Source organism: Priestia sp. YIM B13552 (genome assembly GCF_042787775.1).
Lineage (GTDB): Bacteria > Bacillota > Bacilli > Bacillales > Bacillaceae_H > Priestia > Priestia megaterium_E.
Map to the genome: position 1 here is coordinate 447,431 of NZ_JBHZOU010000001.1, position 16,998 is coordinate 464,428.

The 16,998-nt window shown below is 37.7% G+C and carries 18 protein-coding genes; 11 read left to right on the top strand and 7 right to left on the bottom strand.

The genetic code is table 11. The features are described 5' to 3' along the window. Positions 1-5: 5 nt before the first annotated feature. Together ACFX40_RS02275 and ACFX40_RS02280 are read right to left on the bottom strand one after the other, a co-directional pair. Positions 6-2,129, bottom strand: coding sequence for an RNA degradosome polyphosphate kinase (locus ACFX40_RS02275; RefSeq protein WP_098248371.1), 2,124 nt, complete (start codon positions 2,127-2,129; stop codon positions 6-8). Between the two features lie 73 nt (positions 2,130-2,202). Then, entirely contained in the window at positions 2,203-3,729 is a 1,527-nt protein-coding gene (locus tag ACFX40_RS02280) for a Ppx/GppA family phosphatase (RefSeq protein ID WP_098333601.1), read from the bottom strand. A 109-nt stretch (positions 3,730-3,838) separates the two neighbouring features. On the opposite strand from ACFX40_RS02280, the gene ACFX40_RS02285 reads away from it, so the two are divergent. Together ACFX40_RS02285 and ACFX40_RS02290 are read left to right on the top strand one after the other, a co-directional pair. Beyond that, on the top strand, positions 3,839-4,351 hold the full coding sequence (locus ACFX40_RS02285) for a L,D-transpeptidase family protein (protein WP_050689400.1): 513 nt from the start codon (positions 3,839-3,841) through the stop codon (positions 4,349-4,351). Positions 4,352-4,606: 255 nt separating this feature from the next. Further along, on the top strand, positions 4,607-5,074 hold the full coding sequence (locus ACFX40_RS02290; RefSeq protein ID WP_013056025.1) for a YkyB family protein: 468 nt from the start codon (positions 4,607-4,609) through the stop codon (positions 5,072-5,074). 50 nt (positions 5,075-5,124) lie between these two features. Here ACFX40_RS02290 and ACFX40_RS02295 read toward each other — a convergent pair whose 3' ends face one another. Continuing rightward, on the bottom strand, positions 5,125-6,030 hold the full coding sequence (locus ACFX40_RS02295) for a chemotaxis protein (protein ID WP_098248373.1): 906 nt from the start codon (positions 6,028-6,030) through the stop codon (positions 5,125-5,127). 296 nt (positions 6,031-6,326) lie between these two features. Here ACFX40_RS02295 and ACFX40_RS02300 point away from each other — a divergent pair, with 296 nt between their 5' ends. From ACFX40_RS02300 to ACFX40_RS02320, 5 genes are all read left to right on the top strand, one after another. Continuing rightward, entirely contained in the window at positions 6,327-6,926 is a 600-nt protein-coding gene (locus ACFX40_RS02300; protein WP_013082269.1) for a TetR/AcrR family transcriptional regulator, read from the top strand. Between the two features lie 113 nt (positions 6,927-7,039). Further along, the gene (locus ACFX40_RS02305) at positions 7,040-7,234 is read left to right on the top strand and encodes a hypothetical protein (RefSeq protein WP_013056022.1); all 195 of its coding nucleotides are present in this window, start codon (positions 7,040-7,042) and stop codon (positions 7,232-7,234) included. A 203-nt stretch (positions 7,235-7,437) separates the two neighbouring features. Next, complete coding sequence (locus ACFX40_RS02310; RefSeq protein WP_028407926.1) at positions 7,438-7,659, top strand: IDEAL domain-containing protein; 222 nt, start codon at positions 7,438-7,440, stop codon at positions 7,657-7,659. 96 nt (positions 7,660-7,755) lie between these two features. Further along, positions 7,756-8,919, top strand: coding sequence for an aminotransferase A (locus tag ACFX40_RS02315; RefSeq protein ID WP_028407925.1), 1,164 nt, complete (start codon positions 7,756-7,758; stop codon positions 8,917-8,919). Positions 8,920-9,071: 152 nt separating this feature from the next. Next, a complete protein-coding gene (locus tag ACFX40_RS02320) occupies positions 9,072-9,683 on the top strand; it encodes a nitroreductase family protein (protein WP_025749407.1) in 612 nt (203 codons plus the stop codon). Between the two features lie 36 nt (positions 9,684-9,719). On the opposite strand, the gene ACFX40_RS02325 is transcribed toward ACFX40_RS02320, so the two are convergent. After that, on the bottom strand, positions 9,720-10,505 hold the full coding sequence (locus ACFX40_RS02325; protein WP_028407924.1) for an SDR family oxidoreductase: 786 nt from the start codon (positions 10,503-10,505) through the stop codon (positions 9,720-9,722). A gap of 144 nt (positions 10,506-10,649) precedes the next feature. Here ACFX40_RS02325 and ACFX40_RS02330 point away from each other — a divergent pair, with 144 nt between their 5' ends. Beyond that, a complete protein-coding gene (locus ACFX40_RS02330; protein ID WP_377253976.1) occupies positions 10,650-11,348 on the top strand; it encodes a GNAT family N-acetyltransferase in 699 nt (232 codons plus the stop codon). A 169-nt stretch (positions 11,349-11,517) separates the two neighbouring features. On the opposite strand, the gene ACFX40_RS02335 is transcribed toward ACFX40_RS02330, so the two are convergent. Then, complete coding sequence (locus ACFX40_RS02335; RefSeq protein WP_034275587.1) at positions 11,518-12,294, bottom strand: hypothetical protein; 777 nt, start codon at positions 12,292-12,294, stop codon at positions 11,518-11,520. 241 nt (positions 12,295-12,535) lie between these two features. Between ACFX40_RS02335 and ACFX40_RS02340 the strand changes: the two genes are divergently transcribed. From ACFX40_RS02340 to ACFX40_RS02350, 3 genes are all read left to right on the top strand, one after another. After that, complete coding sequence (locus tag ACFX40_RS02340; protein WP_028407921.1) at positions 12,536-13,411, top strand: LysR family transcriptional regulator; 876 nt, start codon at positions 12,536-12,538, stop codon at positions 13,409-13,411. A gap of 497 nt (positions 13,412-13,908) precedes the next feature. After that, complete coding sequence (locus ACFX40_RS02345; RefSeq protein WP_013082263.1) at positions 13,909-14,277, top strand: CidA/LrgA family holin-like protein; 369 nt, start codon at positions 13,909-13,911, stop codon at positions 14,275-14,277. Next, positions 14,274-14,960 (top strand): LrgB family protein, encoded by a 687-nt coding sequence (locus ACFX40_RS02350; protein WP_013056013.1) that lies wholly within the window; start codon positions 14,274-14,276, stop codon positions 14,958-14,960. Before ACFX40_RS02345 ends, ACFX40_RS02350 begins: the two co-directional genes overlap by 4 nt. A 41-nt stretch (positions 14,961-15,001) precedes the next feature. Here ACFX40_RS02350 and ptsP read toward each other — a convergent pair whose 3' ends face one another. Next, positions 15,002-16,723 (bottom strand): phosphoenolpyruvate--protein phosphotransferase, encoded by a 1,722-nt coding sequence (ptsP, locus tag ACFX40_RS02355; protein ID WP_013082261.1) that lies wholly within the window; start codon positions 16,721-16,723, stop codon positions 15,002-15,004. Then, on the bottom strand, positions 16,723-16,989 hold the full coding sequence (locus ACFX40_RS02360) for a phosphocarrier protein HPr (RefSeq protein ID WP_013056011.1): 267 nt from the start codon (positions 16,987-16,989) through the stop codon (positions 16,723-16,725). Before ACFX40_RS02360 ends, ptsP begins: the two co-directional genes overlap by 1 nt. Between the last annotated feature and the right edge of the window lie 9 nt (positions 16,990-16,998).

Below are 16,998 nucleotides of genomic sequence, written 5' to 3' on the forward strand. Positions count from 1 at the left end.
TTATGTTATTCTTGATTGTCGCAAAGAGCATATTGACAAAAGATCTCTTGACTATTAATAGAGAGCTCATGTTCTTTTTTTATGACGTAATGATAATTCCCTTCTTGATCTTGTTCTCGTGCTTTTACATTATCAGCAAGCATAACTTCAAGCCACTTCCACACTTTTTTTTTCAAATGTGTATCCAAGATAGGAAATAAAATTTCTACTCGTTTCACCATATTTCTTGTCATCATATCTGCAGATGAAAAGAAAAACTTTTCCTGTTTATTATGATGAAAATAATAGATTCGGCTATGCTCTAAAAATCGTCCGACAATGCTTCTTACTCTTATATTCTCGCTAACGCCTTGAATTTGAGGGCGCAAGCAGCACGCTCCTCTAACAATGAGTTCGATTGTCACACCAGCTATAGAAGCTTCATATAGCTTCATAATTAAAACCTTATCCGTCAACGAGTTCATTTTTCCAATGATTCTTCCGTTTCCATACCGTCTGTGATAATGGATTTCCTGATCAATGAGATGCAAAAAATCGTTTCTTATATCAAATGGTGCAACGGATAAATGATGATATACTGGTTTTTGCGTATAGCCACTTAAGTAATTAAAAAAATTGGCCGCATCTATCCCGATGTTTCGGTTGACAGTAAAAAGACTTATATCCGTATAGATCTTTGCCGTCGCATCGTTGTAATTCCCAGTACCAAGATGAACAAATCGTTTAATATGCTCTCCTTCTCTTCTCACCACAAGCGTAATTTTACCATGCGTTTTTAAATGAGTCATTCCATATATCACGTGGCACCCTGCCCGCTCTAGCTCTTTAGCCCATTGCACATTATTCTCTTCATCAAACCTCGCCTTTAATTCAACTAGTACCGTCACTTGCTTACCTTTTGCAGCCGCTCGTTTTAATGCTTTAATAACGGGAGAATCTCCGCTTACCCTGTATAACGTTTGCTTAATAGCGAGCACATTTTCATCGTCTGCTGCACCGTTGACAAAATCAAGTACCGGCTTAAACGATTCATAAGGATGGTGAAGCAAAATATCTCTTTGAACCATTTGGTCGAAAACATTTTGATCCGGGTGTAACTCTGTTGTAAGCTTGGGAATAAAGGCTTTTTCAGCCAACTCTTCATGCGTAGATTTAAGTAATCTATAAAACGAAAATAAACTGGTTAAATCCAGCTGTCCTTCGATCTCATACACATCTTCATCGTCAATTTCAAGTACTGACTTTAAATACGCTAGTACACCCTGGTCATATGGACTCTTAATCTCAAGCCGAACAGCCGCTCCCCATTTTCGCTTCTGTAACTCTTCTTCAATTTCTTTTAGTAAATCTTGAGCGTCTTCTTCGTGAATAGTCATATCTGCGTTGCGGGTAATTCGAAATCGAGAAACGGAAGAAACGCGGTATCCCTTAAACAACTTTTTAATAAAATAGGCAATTACATCCTCTAGCAATACAAATAGACGGGTAGAATCTGACGTGGCTATTTCAATATAGCGCGTTAGCATCGAAGGTACTTGAACGATAGCTAACCTTCCTTTTATCTCGGCAATTTGCTGCTCATCATTTAAATTTTCTGAAAGGACGACTGCTAAGTTCAAGCTTTTATTCATCAACATGGGAAACGGCCGGTAGGTATCAATAGCCATAGGAGTTAATACGGGAAAGATTTGCTCGTCAAAATACTGTTCAAGCTTATCTAGATTTGATTTCTCCAGCTTTTCAACCGTAATGATTTCCACGCCGTATTTCTGTAATTCGGGAAGAAGTGTGTGAATATACGTCTCATACTGCTGCTTGACTAGATCGTGGTTTTGTTTGGAGATAGAAAATAGCTGCTGTTTAGGAGTTAAGCCTGCTTTGTTTTCAGGTTTGCTAAATCCAGCTTTCACTTGATCTTTTAATCCGGCTACCCGAATCATAAAAAACTCATCCAGATTTGAACTGAAAATTCCTAGAAATTTAAACCGCTCAAGCAAAGGATTTTTCGTATCTACTGCTTCTTCCAGCACCCGCTTGTTAAAAGCCAGCCAGCTCAATTCACGATTATTGTAATAAGCTGAATCAGCCACTTGTATGGTTTGCTTATAAGTGCGATTACTTTCTAACATTAGCCTCACCTTCCAGGATAATGGATTTAATCTAGTTAGCTATACTGAATATTCTAACCGATCCAGCGTTATTCTAAAGCTTAGTAAATTCAAGAACAATATTTTTTTTCACTACTTTTTCTAGATGCTTTTTCTGTTTTTCAGCCTGATATTGTTCAGCACGAAAGGTTTTTGTACATAATAGTTTAATCGCAACTGTGTTTTCATCGCTTTTCATGTCAATATGTTGAACAATATTTCGCTTTGTTGCATGTAAACCGTCAGCTATTTTTAAAACCGCACCGAGCAGCTGGACTTTTTTTTGTTCTTCTTTTGTTAACCACTTTTTAAAAGGAGCAACATATTGCCTAAAAGAAGACTTCCCTTTATATGAAGAAACAAGTGCCAACTTTAAACGTTCTCTATGTGAAATACCATCGATTGTACGATTAGCAAGCACATAAAACGTATGCTGGCTGCTTGATTCCGCGTCAATATACTTTCCTATATCATACACTTGCGCAGCTTTTATAAGAAGCGCTAAGTCGTCCTCTTTTAAATCAACCGGTCCCTGCTCCTTAAGATGCTGAAACATCATACTAGCTGTGCGCGTAAGCTGTTTGACGTAATCTTTACTTACTTCAAACTCTTCCATTATTTCTTGAAAACTTTGCTGTATGACATCGGGGTACATTGGCTGGATATTAGCATCAGACGCTTCCTTAAATAACACCCCTTCTCTTAAGCCTTTGCGGCTTAAGATGAAGCGAGTCGCGTTCACTGTTTCATATAATGATTGAAATACTTCAATCGCTGGCAAAATTGTATCCGCACGATCTTTTGACAAGCGGTCTAGCTTTTGAAGATTGTGATAAGACAATGAGCCTATAGCAGATTTCACATGCAATATATCAGCTAAATTCATTTCATATTGATGCAGACCGGCGAGAGGATAGTGGATAAAACCTTGATGCACTTGCACCATACTTCTTGCACTTCCTCCAATTGCTACAATCGGAACTTGGCGATTTAAAAGCCACGGGACAGTATGGAAATGCCGGATTACAAAATCGCGGATTTTCATTTTTTCTTCTGCAGTGGGGATATTGCCTTTGACGAACTCTAGACGCAGAGATAAGGCACCGAACGGAAAGCTGTGGCACTCCACTAACTCTCGATTGCGAAAATACGTAACTTCCGTACTTCCCCCTCCAATGTCAATTGTAATGGCTTCTTCGATCGAAGTGGAATGAATAACGGCAACAAAGCCGTAGTACGCTTCTTCATATTCAGACAATAGTTGAATAGAAAAGTCGGTTTCTTTTTTTACAAGCGCTAGAACTTCTTTTGCATTAGCCGCTTGACGGATGGTAGCTGTGGCCACACAGGTAACGTGCGGGAGCTGCTGATGCTTGGTAATAACTCCAAACGTTTTAAGCGTATCAAGCAAGGTATATATTCCTTTAGCTGTTAACACTCCTTCTTTACTTAAATAATTTCGAAGCCGTGCAGCTACTTTCACGTTTTCAATTTGCTTAAACCCTCTGCCTTTTTTGTATTCATAAATAACAAGGCGTATCGTATTTGAACCTATATCAATCAGTCCATGCTTATAAGTCAATGTAATTTCAACACCTTTTTCAAAATAACTTTATGCTCACAAAGGTCACTTTTACTTTTTTCGATCGTATACTGTTACAACATAGTCATATATCAAAGGAGCGAAGCTAATGAGATATATAGTAAAGCGCGGTGAAACCTGGCAAAGCGTTTCAGGTGACTACCGGATTCCGGTTGAAGACCTGTGGATGGCTAATCCTTTTGTAAGCCATAGCACGCTGAAGCCTGGGCAAGTAATCATCATTCCAAACCTCCCTGATAAAGAGCTCATTCCTTACACGATCCACGTGTTTATTGCTGAAAAACAGCTTGAATTACGAAAAAATAATATCATACAAAAAGTCTATCCCATTGCAGCAGGAAAAATGCTGAGCGCAACCCCTACTGGAGACTTTGTTATCGTTAACCGGGAGCCAAACCCCGGGGGGCCTTTTGGCACAATGTGGCTAAGCTTGTCTAAAAAGTCATATGGCATTCACGGAACAAATGATCCAAGTTCTATTGGAAAAGCCGTATCCAAAGGATGCATTCGCATGTATAATGCCCAAGTAAATGAGCTAGCTCGAATTGTGCCAAATGGGACTGGTGTTTATATTCGACCTTCTCGACGAATGGCTCAATAGTTCGGGATTTACTAATCAATGATGGTTTAACTGTGTGAGCAGCATTTCTTTAAAAATAGAAAGTATGGCGTGCTGTTCCACTTTACTTGTATAAGGAAGCGTAACAAAACAAACCCTATACATAGGAAATTTCATTAATTACCAAAATACTTCTTCGTGTAATTATTTTCAAATGGGACAAGACACGCTATAATGAACGTATCAGCTTTCACCTTATAGGTTGAACAGCTGATATGATAGAAAGGGAGTGAACGTATGTCTCAAGCAAATGGACAAGGCTCTTTGACCCCGTCTGTATCTGAGATTGCACAAGCTATTTTCACTGTAAATCGTCACGCAAAAGCTGCTCCTGATCCTAAGCAGTTATATACGTTAAAGAAAATTGCATTAGATCAACTAATTTTAGAAGGAAAAGCAAAAAAAGAAGGACTTCACTTTTCGCCAAACCCTGGTAAAAGTCAACAAAAATCAGATGTACTTGTATCAGTTGGAGACTACTTTTTCCATATGCCTCCAAAGAAAGAAGACTTCAAAGAGTTATCACACCTCGGCCATTTAAACCATCAGTATCGAAATCCCAAAACGACTATGTCATTATCTTATGCGAAGCGCTTATTATCTAAATATACGGGTCATCTCGTACAGCCGGCTAAAAGCCCTGTTTCGACTCCAAGAAAACGGCAAGCACCTGTGTTTAAACCGCTGGGTAAAAGTTATTTTTAAAAAAAGTGCCTGAAGTGGAGCAATCTGCTTTCAGGCACTTTTTTGTGATCCTACAAAATATAGAGATCGATCAACTCAACAAGCTCTCCGATTTCCGGCTTACTTACTTGTCCTTCCGCTCCTACCATCTTTCCCTTGTGGCGTAAATCTTCTGTGATAAGAGAAGAGAAGATAATGACTGGAAGTATAGAAAGCTGAGGATTTTCTTTCACTTTTTTAGTTAAATGATGCCCATCCATTTGCGGCATTTCTATATCTGTAATAAGCAGCTGGACTTGATCACTGATTTCCGCTCCTTCATCGATCACCGAGCTTAGATAGTTCCATGCTTCCTCACCGTTCTCAAAAAATTCCGTGTTCTCATAACCTGCTTGTGCAAGAGTATCTTCAATCATTCGGCGCAGCAGCGGCGAGTCTTCAGCCACGACAATCTTTTTATTAGAGCGTTCCCTAGCCCCTAGCTTTTTTATTTTCGACTGATTAATACCCGCATCAGGGTTCACGTCAGAAATCAACTTTTCAAAGTCTAACAGCAGAATCATTTGACCGTTTAATTTTACCACTCCAGTAATCTGTGTTTCCAAACCTTGATACAAATCTGAAGGCTTTTCAATTTCTTTCCAAGAAATACGGTGAATTTGCGTCACTGCATGGGTATGAAAGACAATTTTTTGCTGATTGAACTCTGTAACAATTAACTTATCTTTTTCCGGTGTATTTGAAGGCTCCATTTTTAACGCTTTTGCTATGTCAACAACAGGAAGTACTTCCCCTCTTAGCTCTATAATACCTTCTATGTAAGAATGCGCATTTGGAACAGGTGTAATAGATACGGGATTAATAATCTCTCTAACTTTTACTACATTGATGCCAAACCAAACATTTCCTACCTTAAATTCGACAATTTCCAGTTCGTTTGTACCACTTTCCAACAAAATTCCTTTATCTGGATTCATATACTTACTCCTCTCATCTCACCTGCTTATCTAATAGTCCATATTTCCCATTATAGTGACCGCCTCTTATATCCGTAAAGAAAAATTTTCTTATTTTGTTATCCTTTTTCCCTAAAACATATACATAAAATATTGTTTTACGAATTAACAGAATATTATATACTATATAAAAACATGAGCGTCGGTCTCTGTCATCTCATCCTCTGCTCAGTTTTTTACTTGCTCTACTTTACTTCTCTATACTAGCTTATGAACTTGAGTCAAACGACTACTCCTATTCGAACGAGGTGTAATTTATGAACAGAGGATTACAAAAAGAAGAAACAAAAAAACGCATCCAAAAAGCAGCTATCTCTTTATTCCAACAGCAGGGATATCAAAAAACGACTGTGTCTCAAATTACCCATGAAGCGGGTGTAGCAAAGGGAACATTTTTTAATTACTTCAAAACGAAAGAAGAAGTTCTTCACTACCTTGGAATTAATTTTACAAACCGTATCTCCTATAAATTAGAACAGCTCCTTCAAACAGAAGAATCAACTGCTGCCATTGTTAAACAACTGTTTTTATTATTAGCACAATCAAACGAAGAAGCGAACCCTCACCTAATCCGTTCTTGGTTTCATATTGCTATTACCAACAGTTCCTTTCAACAATCTGAAATTCTTCAAATTGAAAAAATGCGTGCTCATTTTACAAAAGTTTTTCAAACAGGACAAGACCGAGGTGAACTTATAGTCGATATCCCTGCCGAAGAAATGGCTTCTATTGCTATACTTAACTTTTTTGGCACACTTCTCTACTGGTGTACCAACCAACCCGACTCTGCTACCCTTCAAGAAAGAATAGATAAGTCGGTTACTCTTCTATTTAGAGGGTTTCTTATTCATTCCTAAAAGCCTGTTCACAAATTTTTAACAAGAAATCAAAGATAGCTGTGGACTCTACAGCCAAAACGGTTTATACTACACAAAGTGAATGAATAATCTTAAAAGAAGGTGTTCGTAATATGAAAGGCTCCGTCATTCTTTTTAATGACGATAATGAAATGACCATTATTGAAAACGTAGAAGAAGCTGTATATCAAGATATTAAAGAACAAGAAGGCTCTGATCACTGCGTTGTAACATTGGACGATCATGAAGTTGATTTTGGCTACGTTTCCCCTGTTTATTGGCGTGAAGGCCAAATACACACTGACTAATATACAAGACCTGCATATATATGCAGGTCTTTTTATGCGCTTATTTTTTTGAATCGAGAATTGAACGTGAAGCAAGGAACCTCTGATTTCCTAACACATACCTTAGCACATTCGCAGCTAAAAACAGGGTTAACAACTATATAGAAAGGGTACATTTCAAGTAATAGAAGCTGCGTTTTATTTTAAAAAAGGAGGTTTATGTTATGAGTTCTTATCGAAAAAATATGAATCACTATTCCCACTCATCTCAGTACACACCTTACCAACACTATTACGCGAAAGAAGCTGATCGTATTTTAACGACTATGAGTACAAATTTTAATAAACAGCATTTGAAATCTCTTATCGACGATGCGTTAGATAACAGAGACGAAGAACAATTTTATGAACTAACAACTGCTTATAATAAGCTATATAACACCTAACTTAAAACCACTATTTGCAAAATGCGCAAATAGTGGTTTTTTACCTATTTTCATTGTGATAAAATGAGTTGAAAATACGCGGAAGGATTTGAAACCATGGAGCACTTAATCAATAAACGTGTCAAAGAAATTGAACTATCAGGAATACGTACATTTTATAATATGGTCTCACAATACCAAGATGTTTTATCCCTCACAATTGGACAACCTGACTTCTTAACACCACAACATGTAAAAGAAGCGGCAAAATCTGCAATTGATGGTAACCAAACTTCTTATACTCACAATGCTGGAACAATAGAACTGCGCGAGGCAGCAGCTCAATTTGTCAAAGAGAAATATGACTTGCACTATAACCCAGCGGATGAAGTGATTGTGACCATTGGAGCTAGTCAAGCAATTGATATTGCTCTTCGCACCATTTTAGAAGAAGATTCTGAAGTTATTTTACCTGGACCTGTTTACCCAGGATACGAACCGCTTATCCGGTTAAACGGCGCTAAACCTGTACATATTGATACAACCGAAACAGGATTTCGACTAACAGCGGATTTAATTCAACAACATTTGACGTCTAAAACAAGATGCGTCATCTTACCTTATCCGTCTAATCCTACAGGCGTGACGTTGTCACAGGAAGAATTAGAAGAAATTGCCGCTCTTTTAAGCGATAAAAATATTTTTGTACTATCTGATGAAATATACAGTGAGCTCGTTTTTGATAAAAAACATCAGTCCATTGCCTCCATTTCCTCTATGAGAGAGAAAACAATTGTTATTAACGGAGTATCAAAGTCTCATTCCATGACGGGCTGGCGAATTGGCCTTTTATTTGCTCCTTCTTATTTAGCCAAACATATTTTAAAAGTTCATCAATACAACGTGAGCTGTGCTTCTTCTGTCTCTCAAGCAGCTGCACTCGAGGCACTGACAGCAGGTAAAAACGATGCGGTGGATATGAAAAAAGAATACGAACAAAGACTGAATTATGTGTATGACCGATTAGTAAACATGGGATTTGACGTAGAAAAGCCGACTGGTGCTTTTTATATCTTCCCTTCTATTCAGAACTTCCACAGCAATTCATTTGATTTTGCCCTGGAGTTAGTAAAAGAAGCAGGTGTTGCACTAGTACCCGGCAGCGCTTTTTCTTCCCACGGTGAAGGATATGTACGCCTGTCGTATGCGTATTCCATGAACACACTGCGTGAAGCCTGTGATCGAATTGAAGCTTATCTTACATCTCGTCAATCACGTTAAGCCGATGGTGAGAAGTGTATGCATTTTTTTGTGAGTGACAGCACATAAGAGCGGGTATACTAGAAGCATATAAATTGACTTCAATAGTGTATCATTATAAAATGTGCATCGATTCACTAAAGAAATACATACTTTTAACGGAGGTTTTTATTATGACAAAAGATTTTTTTGATGTGGTAAATGAACGTACATCGATTCGAGAATATGACTCTTCAGCTAAATTAAGCAAAGAAGAATTAACGGAACTTTTAGAAGCAACAGTGAAGTCACCATCAGCTTGGAACTTACAGCACTGGCATTTCGTTGTTATTACAGACCAAGATGCGAAAGAACGTCTACTTCCAATTGCTTACAACCAAAAACAAATTACAGAAGCAGGCGCTGTAGTAGCTGTCTTAGGTGATTTAGAAGCCAATAAAAATGTAGATGACGTGTACAATCCACTAGTCGAAGCAGGTCACATGACAGAAGACGTAAAAAATATTTTGTCAGGACAGATTAACGGTGCTTATAAAAACGGTGCTTTTGCCCGCGATGCAGCGTTTACGAATGCTTCTCTTGCATCTATGACATTCATGCTTGCAGCAAAAGCAAAAGGATTAGACACTTGCTCAATGGGCGGATTTAACGCTCAAAAATTTGTAGAAGAATTTAAAATTGAGGATCGATACATTCCGGTTATGCTTATCTCAGTTGGAAAAGCGGCTAAAGAAGCTCACGCTAGCGATCGCTTACCATTAGATCAAGTTACAACTTGGATTTAACAAAAAACCCTGCAGCTGCAGGGTTTTTCTATGTAACTAAATAGATTTTACCATACCTCCGTCGATTAGAAACGACTGGCCTGTCATATATGAATTCGCTCCCGAAACAAAGAAAGCAACGGCTTTAGCAAACTCTTCAGGCTGACCGTAGCGTTTAAGAGGAATTTGGTTTCTCATCTCTTCTTCAATTTCTGAAACATCTACTCCCATTTTTTCAGCACGAATGGTATCTAGCTCTTTCACTCGGTCTGTTGCAATTCTTCCTGGCGCAACCGTGTTAATTAAGATACCGTCCTCTGCTAGTTCTGAAGCAAGTGTTTTGGTAAGCCCCACGATTCCTGTACGGAAGGTGTTTGACAGAATAAGTCCAGCAATTGGCTCTTTAATGGAAGAAGAAGCAATATTGACAATACGCCCTCCGCTCTTTTTCATAACGGGCACTACCTCACGAATAATACGAATATAGCTGAGGAGATTTAACTCAAATGCATGCTTCCAATCATCATCTGTTAAAGAAAGGAAGTTCCCAGCTTTAGGACCTCCTGTATTATTAATTAAAATATCAATGGTTCCAAACGTATCCACTGTATATTGAATAACATCTTGAATGTCTTGAGTTTTCGTGACATCTGCCGTTTTATGTAACACTTGTCCGCTTCCAAGATATGAAATCTCTTCCGCTACTTGGATTAGTTTCTCTTCTGAACGACTTGCAATCATAACGTTTGCGCCTTCTTCTGCGAGCCTGGCCGCAATCGCTTTACCGAGCCCTTGGCTGGCCGCAAATACAAGCGCTGTTTTTCCTTTTAATTCAACATCCATTTCTCTCACCTCGTCTAATAGTTCGAATCTTTTTAACTTTATCACGTTCTCGTCAAATTCTTCAATAAATATGAAATAATTTCTTTTTTTCGTATGGTATACTTAATTATCTGAAAATTATTTCTTAAAGGAGGCAAAAAAGCAGTGTATAAAAAGCAATGCTTTGTCTTTCATCAAAATAAGCCTGTAACATGTACGGTACGATCATATACATCAAATGACTTCGATGAGCTGATTCGGATTCAAGAAGAAAGTTTTCCCCCTCCTTTCCCTTTTGAATTATTATGGAGCAAAGCTCAGTTAAATAACCATGTTTCCCTATTTCCGGATGGAGCGCTATGCGTGGAGATAGACGGGACAATATGCGGATCTATCACAAGCGCGATTGTTTCAGTGGAAGGAAATGAGGCTCACACATGGGATGAAGTAACAGGAAGCGGATATATTCATACGCACGATCCTTCTGGTAATACGCTTTATGTAGTGGACGTATGCGTCACTCCTTCGCATCGATCGATGGGGCTTGGGAAGCTGCTTTTGCAGTCTTTATATGAAGTCGTGATTCATTACAAGTTAGAAAGGCTGCTCGGCGGGTGCCGCATCCCTGGATACGCATCAGTGTCTTCCTTGTACACGCCTGTTGAATACATGAACCTTGTTGTATCAGCCGGAACTCTCTACGATCCGGTTATGACCTTTTTAATGCGCTGTGGCAGAACGCCTATTGGTCTCGCAGCAAACTATATTGAAGATGAAGATTCACACAACTACGCCGTACTAATGGAATGGAAAAATCCATTTTATACGGCTATTCAAAAAGAGGCTGGAACAAAGGTATTTTAGCCCAAGTGAAAAACGAACCGTTAATCAACATATTTGATTAACGGTTCGTTTTTTTGTGATGGTGAATATAGTTTTATCTGTTTCGTTCCTTCTAGCAGTCCAGCTCATCTATCTCATGTGTTCGTCTTTAAGTTGAATTCATTTAGTTATGTCTCAACCTCTTTTTAGATTATTGAACTTCTTCAATGCTCCACTCTAGCTCTTTATGAGTGAGAACTAGATGCGCCTGCAATTTACTCATCTCTTTGTGCTCAAACCGATCATTATACATTTCATTCATGTCGTCAAAGTCACCGATTGTATACAACGGAATTTTAATATCTCTACGGGATTGCACCATGTGTTCAAAATCAATAAACAAACCGTCATTCGTTAAAGTAAGAAGCGTATTTGCTAACACGAGCGGCAGTATTGGATATTCTAACTTCTTCCTTCTAAATACAAATCTTTTTTGCTTAATTGCTGACATTTTTAACGGAATGATTCGGCTTAAAATATGCTTCATATCATATACGTCTCGAAAATAGATTTTGTTATAAAATCCATCATCATGAGCTAAATAAACAAATTGATTACCGAGTTTATTATTAAATGGCGAATTGAGCGGTTTTTTTAAATGACCTAAATACAGCAGCGCTGCAATATCTTGAGGTTCTAACAAATCCAACGAAGATATATCCTCAAAATCAATCCAACAAAAGTCACCATAATTATAAACATCATCTTCTGCTAAAAGATGAATTTGTTCTTCTTCTACGTAGTCCATATGGGTTTGGTAATGGTAATCACTGTCTTCAAAACCGTGCTTTAACAATAATATATTTGCAAGCGGCGTAGGAAGGGAATGATAAAACTCTTTAAATTCAATTCCATATGTAATAAAGCATTTTTTATTTACATGGCCATTAATATAAACGATATCTCTTATTTCATCTGCTTTACTCAACCGTTCTAACCACCTTATTGATTGATTCTGTGATCGATATGTAACCGTTCTACTGATTTATATATTATACTTCTAAAATAAACAATGTGTAAATATATATTGTTGGCAATTTCTTTTGTATTCACTGCCTCTTCTACTGATCATTTTATTTGATAGGAAAGAAAGGTATAGAGCTGATTGTGAATGTGGTAGAATGTGTGTATCTTATTAATTAGCATGTATGAACACGGAGGTATACAAAATGGATGTTCGCCATTTGCATTACTTAACAGAAGTGGCTAAACATAAAAATTTCACAAGAGCTTCTGAAGCGCTGCATATTTCTCAACCTTCTCTCAGTAAAATGGTTAAATCATTAGAAGAAGAGCTGGGCACCCCTTTGTTTGATCGCGCTGGCAAACAAGTTCAGCTTACCGATGCAGGAATAATCGTGTACGAGCAGGCTGAAAGCATTTTATCTTCTCTCCGAGATTTATCGGATTCCCTGTATGATTTAATGCATTTAAAAAGAGGAACCATCAAAATAGGCATTCCCCCTATTATTGGTACATTGTTTTTTCCTACTATTATTAAAGCATTTCGAGAGCAATACCCTGAGATTCATATTCAATTAGTGGAATATGGCGCTAAAAGAATGCAAAAATTTGTGGAACAAGGAGAAGTGGATGTGGGCGTAGTTTTACTTCCCGTTGATGAACACATGTTTTTTACGACTCCTTTAGCCCGAGAAACACTGCAGCTTGTTGTTCATAAATCTCATCCGTTGGCTCAGCATTCTACGATTTCATTAAAAGAGTTAAAAGACGAAACGCTTATTTCCTTTCATGAAGACTTCACCATGCATGAAATGGTCTATAACGAATGTTTAAAAAATGGATTTACACCTAATATTGCTTTTAAAAGCTCTCAGTGGGACTTCATTGGAGAGCTGGTAGCTGCTAATCTCGGCATTGCTCTTTTCCCTTATTCACTATGTGAAAAGCTTGATTTGGAGCATGTGAAAGTAATTAATCTCGAGAATGCTATTCCATGGGAAATTGCTTTAATCGTTAAAAAAGATCGATATATCTCTTATGCTACACAGGCTTTTATTGATTATATTAAAAGTACAGTTTAACAAAGCTGAGACAAAAGTAGTTTAATTAAAAATCCGAATGAGTTTCATTCTTGATAGAAAATCAAACTCGTTCGGATTTTTTTCATGGCGGTGTGACAAGTCATTCATACTAAATCATTTATCCCATTGGTTCGTCTTTAGATTGAATTGATTTAAGCATGTCTCCATCTCTTTTTTTTATTGCCTTTTATTAAATAATTAGACCTTATATTTCACAAACTCTTTTTTGAAAAGGTTACCAACGCATTTGTAAAGAGATTTCTTTCAACTATAACTAAAAAGAATAGTTATCATAGTTATTATATATTTCATATTATAGTCGTTTTTTTGTAAGATAAGTGTGTAGCATTCATTTACTCAAGTTGTATCCCCATTTGCAAAATCCAAATAGTTTCTCTTTTCCCATGATGGAGTCGTCTTTTCAGCATAGACGACTCCATTATTGTCTCAACAAACTAGGAATGAATGAATAAAAACATAAATAAAGGAGGCTAATCATGAAACTGATTATGGTGATTTTACAGATTTTATTACTAACGGCTCTGTTTTTAATAGGAGAAAGTATTTCACAGTGGTTTGACCTCCCAGTGCCAGGTAGTATCATCGGATTTTTCTTACTGTTTTTCTTACTGTACTTTAAAGTAATTAAATTAAGCTGGGTTGAACAAGGTGGAACACTGTTAGTGGGAGAACTATTACTATTTTTCATACCAGCCGTCGTTGGACTCATCAATTATGGAGATGTATTGATGCATTTTGGAATCCAGATTGTGATTATTATCACAATCAGTACGATTATTGTGATGTCTATAACGGGAATCATTGCAGAACATATTTCAAGAAGAAAGGAAGGTTCGCTAAAATGACATTACTCACATGGATTGCTCTTCCGCTTACACTGCTCGTTTATGTCGGCACAAAAGTGCTCTATAAAAAATATAAGTCTATGCTAGTTTCCCCTATTTTACTAGCCCCCATTCTTTTAATTGGCATCTTATTAGTAACGAATGGCTCTTATGATCATTATAAGCAAGGTGCCAGTGCTATTAGCTTTATGCTTGGACCAGCAACCGTTGCTTTTGCTGTTCCTATGTTTAAGTATTTTGATTTACTCAAAAAACATCGTGTTGAAATCAGCTTAAGCGTAGGGCTCGGCACGTTTGCTGCCATGATATCTTCCATGCTGTTAGCATTAGTGTTTCATTTACAATCAACGCTGGTTCATAGCTTGATTCCAAGATCGGTTACGATTCCTATTGCCGTTAATGTATCTCAGACGCTAGGAGGAGATCCAAATATCACCATTATGTTTGTGATTATAACCGGTGTAGTAGGATGTATGGTCGCTCCAAAACTGATTAAGCTCCTCGCACTGCACTCTTCTCTAGCAAGAGGTCTTCTTTTAGGAGTAGCTTCTCATGGGACAGGTACAGCAAGAGCTTTTGAATTTGGAAAAATTGAAGGTACTTTTTCTAGCCTTGGCATGATCGTAGCAGCACTTCTTACAATGCTGTTTGCGAATATGCTTCTGCCTACTATTTTCGCTTAAAAGATAAAAAAGGTGTGATCATATATGATCACACCTTTTTATTATCCAATATGAAAAGTTGATTTTACGAACTCAATAACTTCTTCCGTAGAAGACATTGATAGAATTGTATCTAAATGAGGTTCGATATCAGCTTTTGATAATTGACGGATTTGAGAACGAGCTTTCAGAATAGATGTTGCACTCATTGAGAATTCATCTAAGCCTAAACCTAAAAGAATTGGGATTGCAATCTCATCTCCTGCCATCTCTCCGCACATGCCTACCCACTTACCTTCTTTGTGAGCCGCTTTGATTACCATATTCACCAAGCGAAGAATCGCTGGGTTATACGGTTGATATAAATAAGACACGCGCTCATTCATGCGGTCAGCTGCAAGCGTGTATTGAATTAAATCGTTTGTTCCGATAGAGAAGAAATCTACTTCTTTAGCAAATAAATCTGCGATTACCGCTGAGGAAGGAATCTCTACCATCATCCCTACTTCGATGTCTTCCGAAACTTGTACGCCTTCTTGTTGAAGTTTAGCTTTTTCTTCTAAAAGAATAGCTTTTGCTTGACGGAACTCATCAACAGTAGCAATCATAGGAAACATAATTTTCAGATTACCGTATACGCTTGCACGTAGAAGCGCACGAAGCTGTGTACGGAACATGTCTTGCATCTCTAGACATAAGCGAATAGCACGGAATCCTAAGAATGGGTTCATTTCTTTTGGTAGATTTAAATAAGGAAGCTCTTTGTCTCCACCAATATCAAGAGTACGAACAACCACTGGTTTACCTTCCATACGTTCAAGAACTGTTTTATAAGAAGTAAACTGCTCTTCTTCCGTCGGAAGATCCTCGCGGCCCATATATAAGAATTCTGTACGATAAAGGCCAACGCCTTCGCCGCCGTTTTCTAATACGCCTTTTACATCTTCTGGTGTACCAATGTTAGCTGCAAGTTCAACGTGATGATCATCAGCTGAAACCGTTTTTTCATTTACAAGCTTAGCCCACTCAGCTTTTTGTTCTGCATACTCAGCGGCTTTTTTCTCGTAAGCTTTTACTGTTTCTTCGCTTGGATCAACGATAACTTCGCCATCTAAACCATCAACAATTACTAATACGCCGTTTTGAATGTCTTCCATAACTGTTTTTGTACCTACAACAGCTGGAATCTCCATTGAACGCGCCATAATTGCTGAGTGAGAAGTACGTCCGCCAATATCTGTTGTAAATCCTTTTACGAACTTACGATTTAACTGTGCTGTATCAGACGGCGTTAAATCTTCTGCGATAATGACAACTTCTTCTGAGATTAAGCTTGGATTTGAAACGTTTACACCTAAAAGATGAGCTAATACACGTTTTGTTACGTCACGGATATCAGCAGCACGTTCTTTCATATATTCATTGTCCATTGACTCAAACATATTAATAAACATTGCCGCTACTTCATCAAGTGCATGTTCAGCGTTTACATTTTCATTTGTAATTTTATCTTTAATTGGATTAATAAGTTCAGGATCGCTTAGAACTAATAAGTGAGCTTCAAAGATTTCTGCTTTGTCATCTCCAAGTTCTTTACGAGCGTGCTCTCTAATAATTTCAAGTTCTGATTTTGACTTTTCTAGCGCAGCTTCTAGACGTGCTACTTCTGCTTCAACTTCAGTTACTGATTTTTTTTCAACGGTTAATTCTGGATTTTCTAGACGAAATGCTTTAGCAATAGCAATGCCGCTAGAAGCGGCAATGCCTTGAATTTCCTTTGTCATTATTCGCCTAATCCTTCTTTGCTCATTGTATCTTCAAGAGCAGCAAGTGCATCTGCTTCGTCAGAACCTTCTGCAGAGATAGTGATTGTAGCGCCTTTTTGAATACCTAAAGACATAACGCCCATGATTGATTTTAAGTTTACAGTTTTACCGTTGAATTCTAAGTTGATATCAGAATCAAATTTGCTTGCTGCTTGTACTAAAGTTGTTGCTGGACGTGCGTGAATTCCTGAGTCTGCTGTTACTGTAAATGTTTTTTGTGCCATGTTAAATCA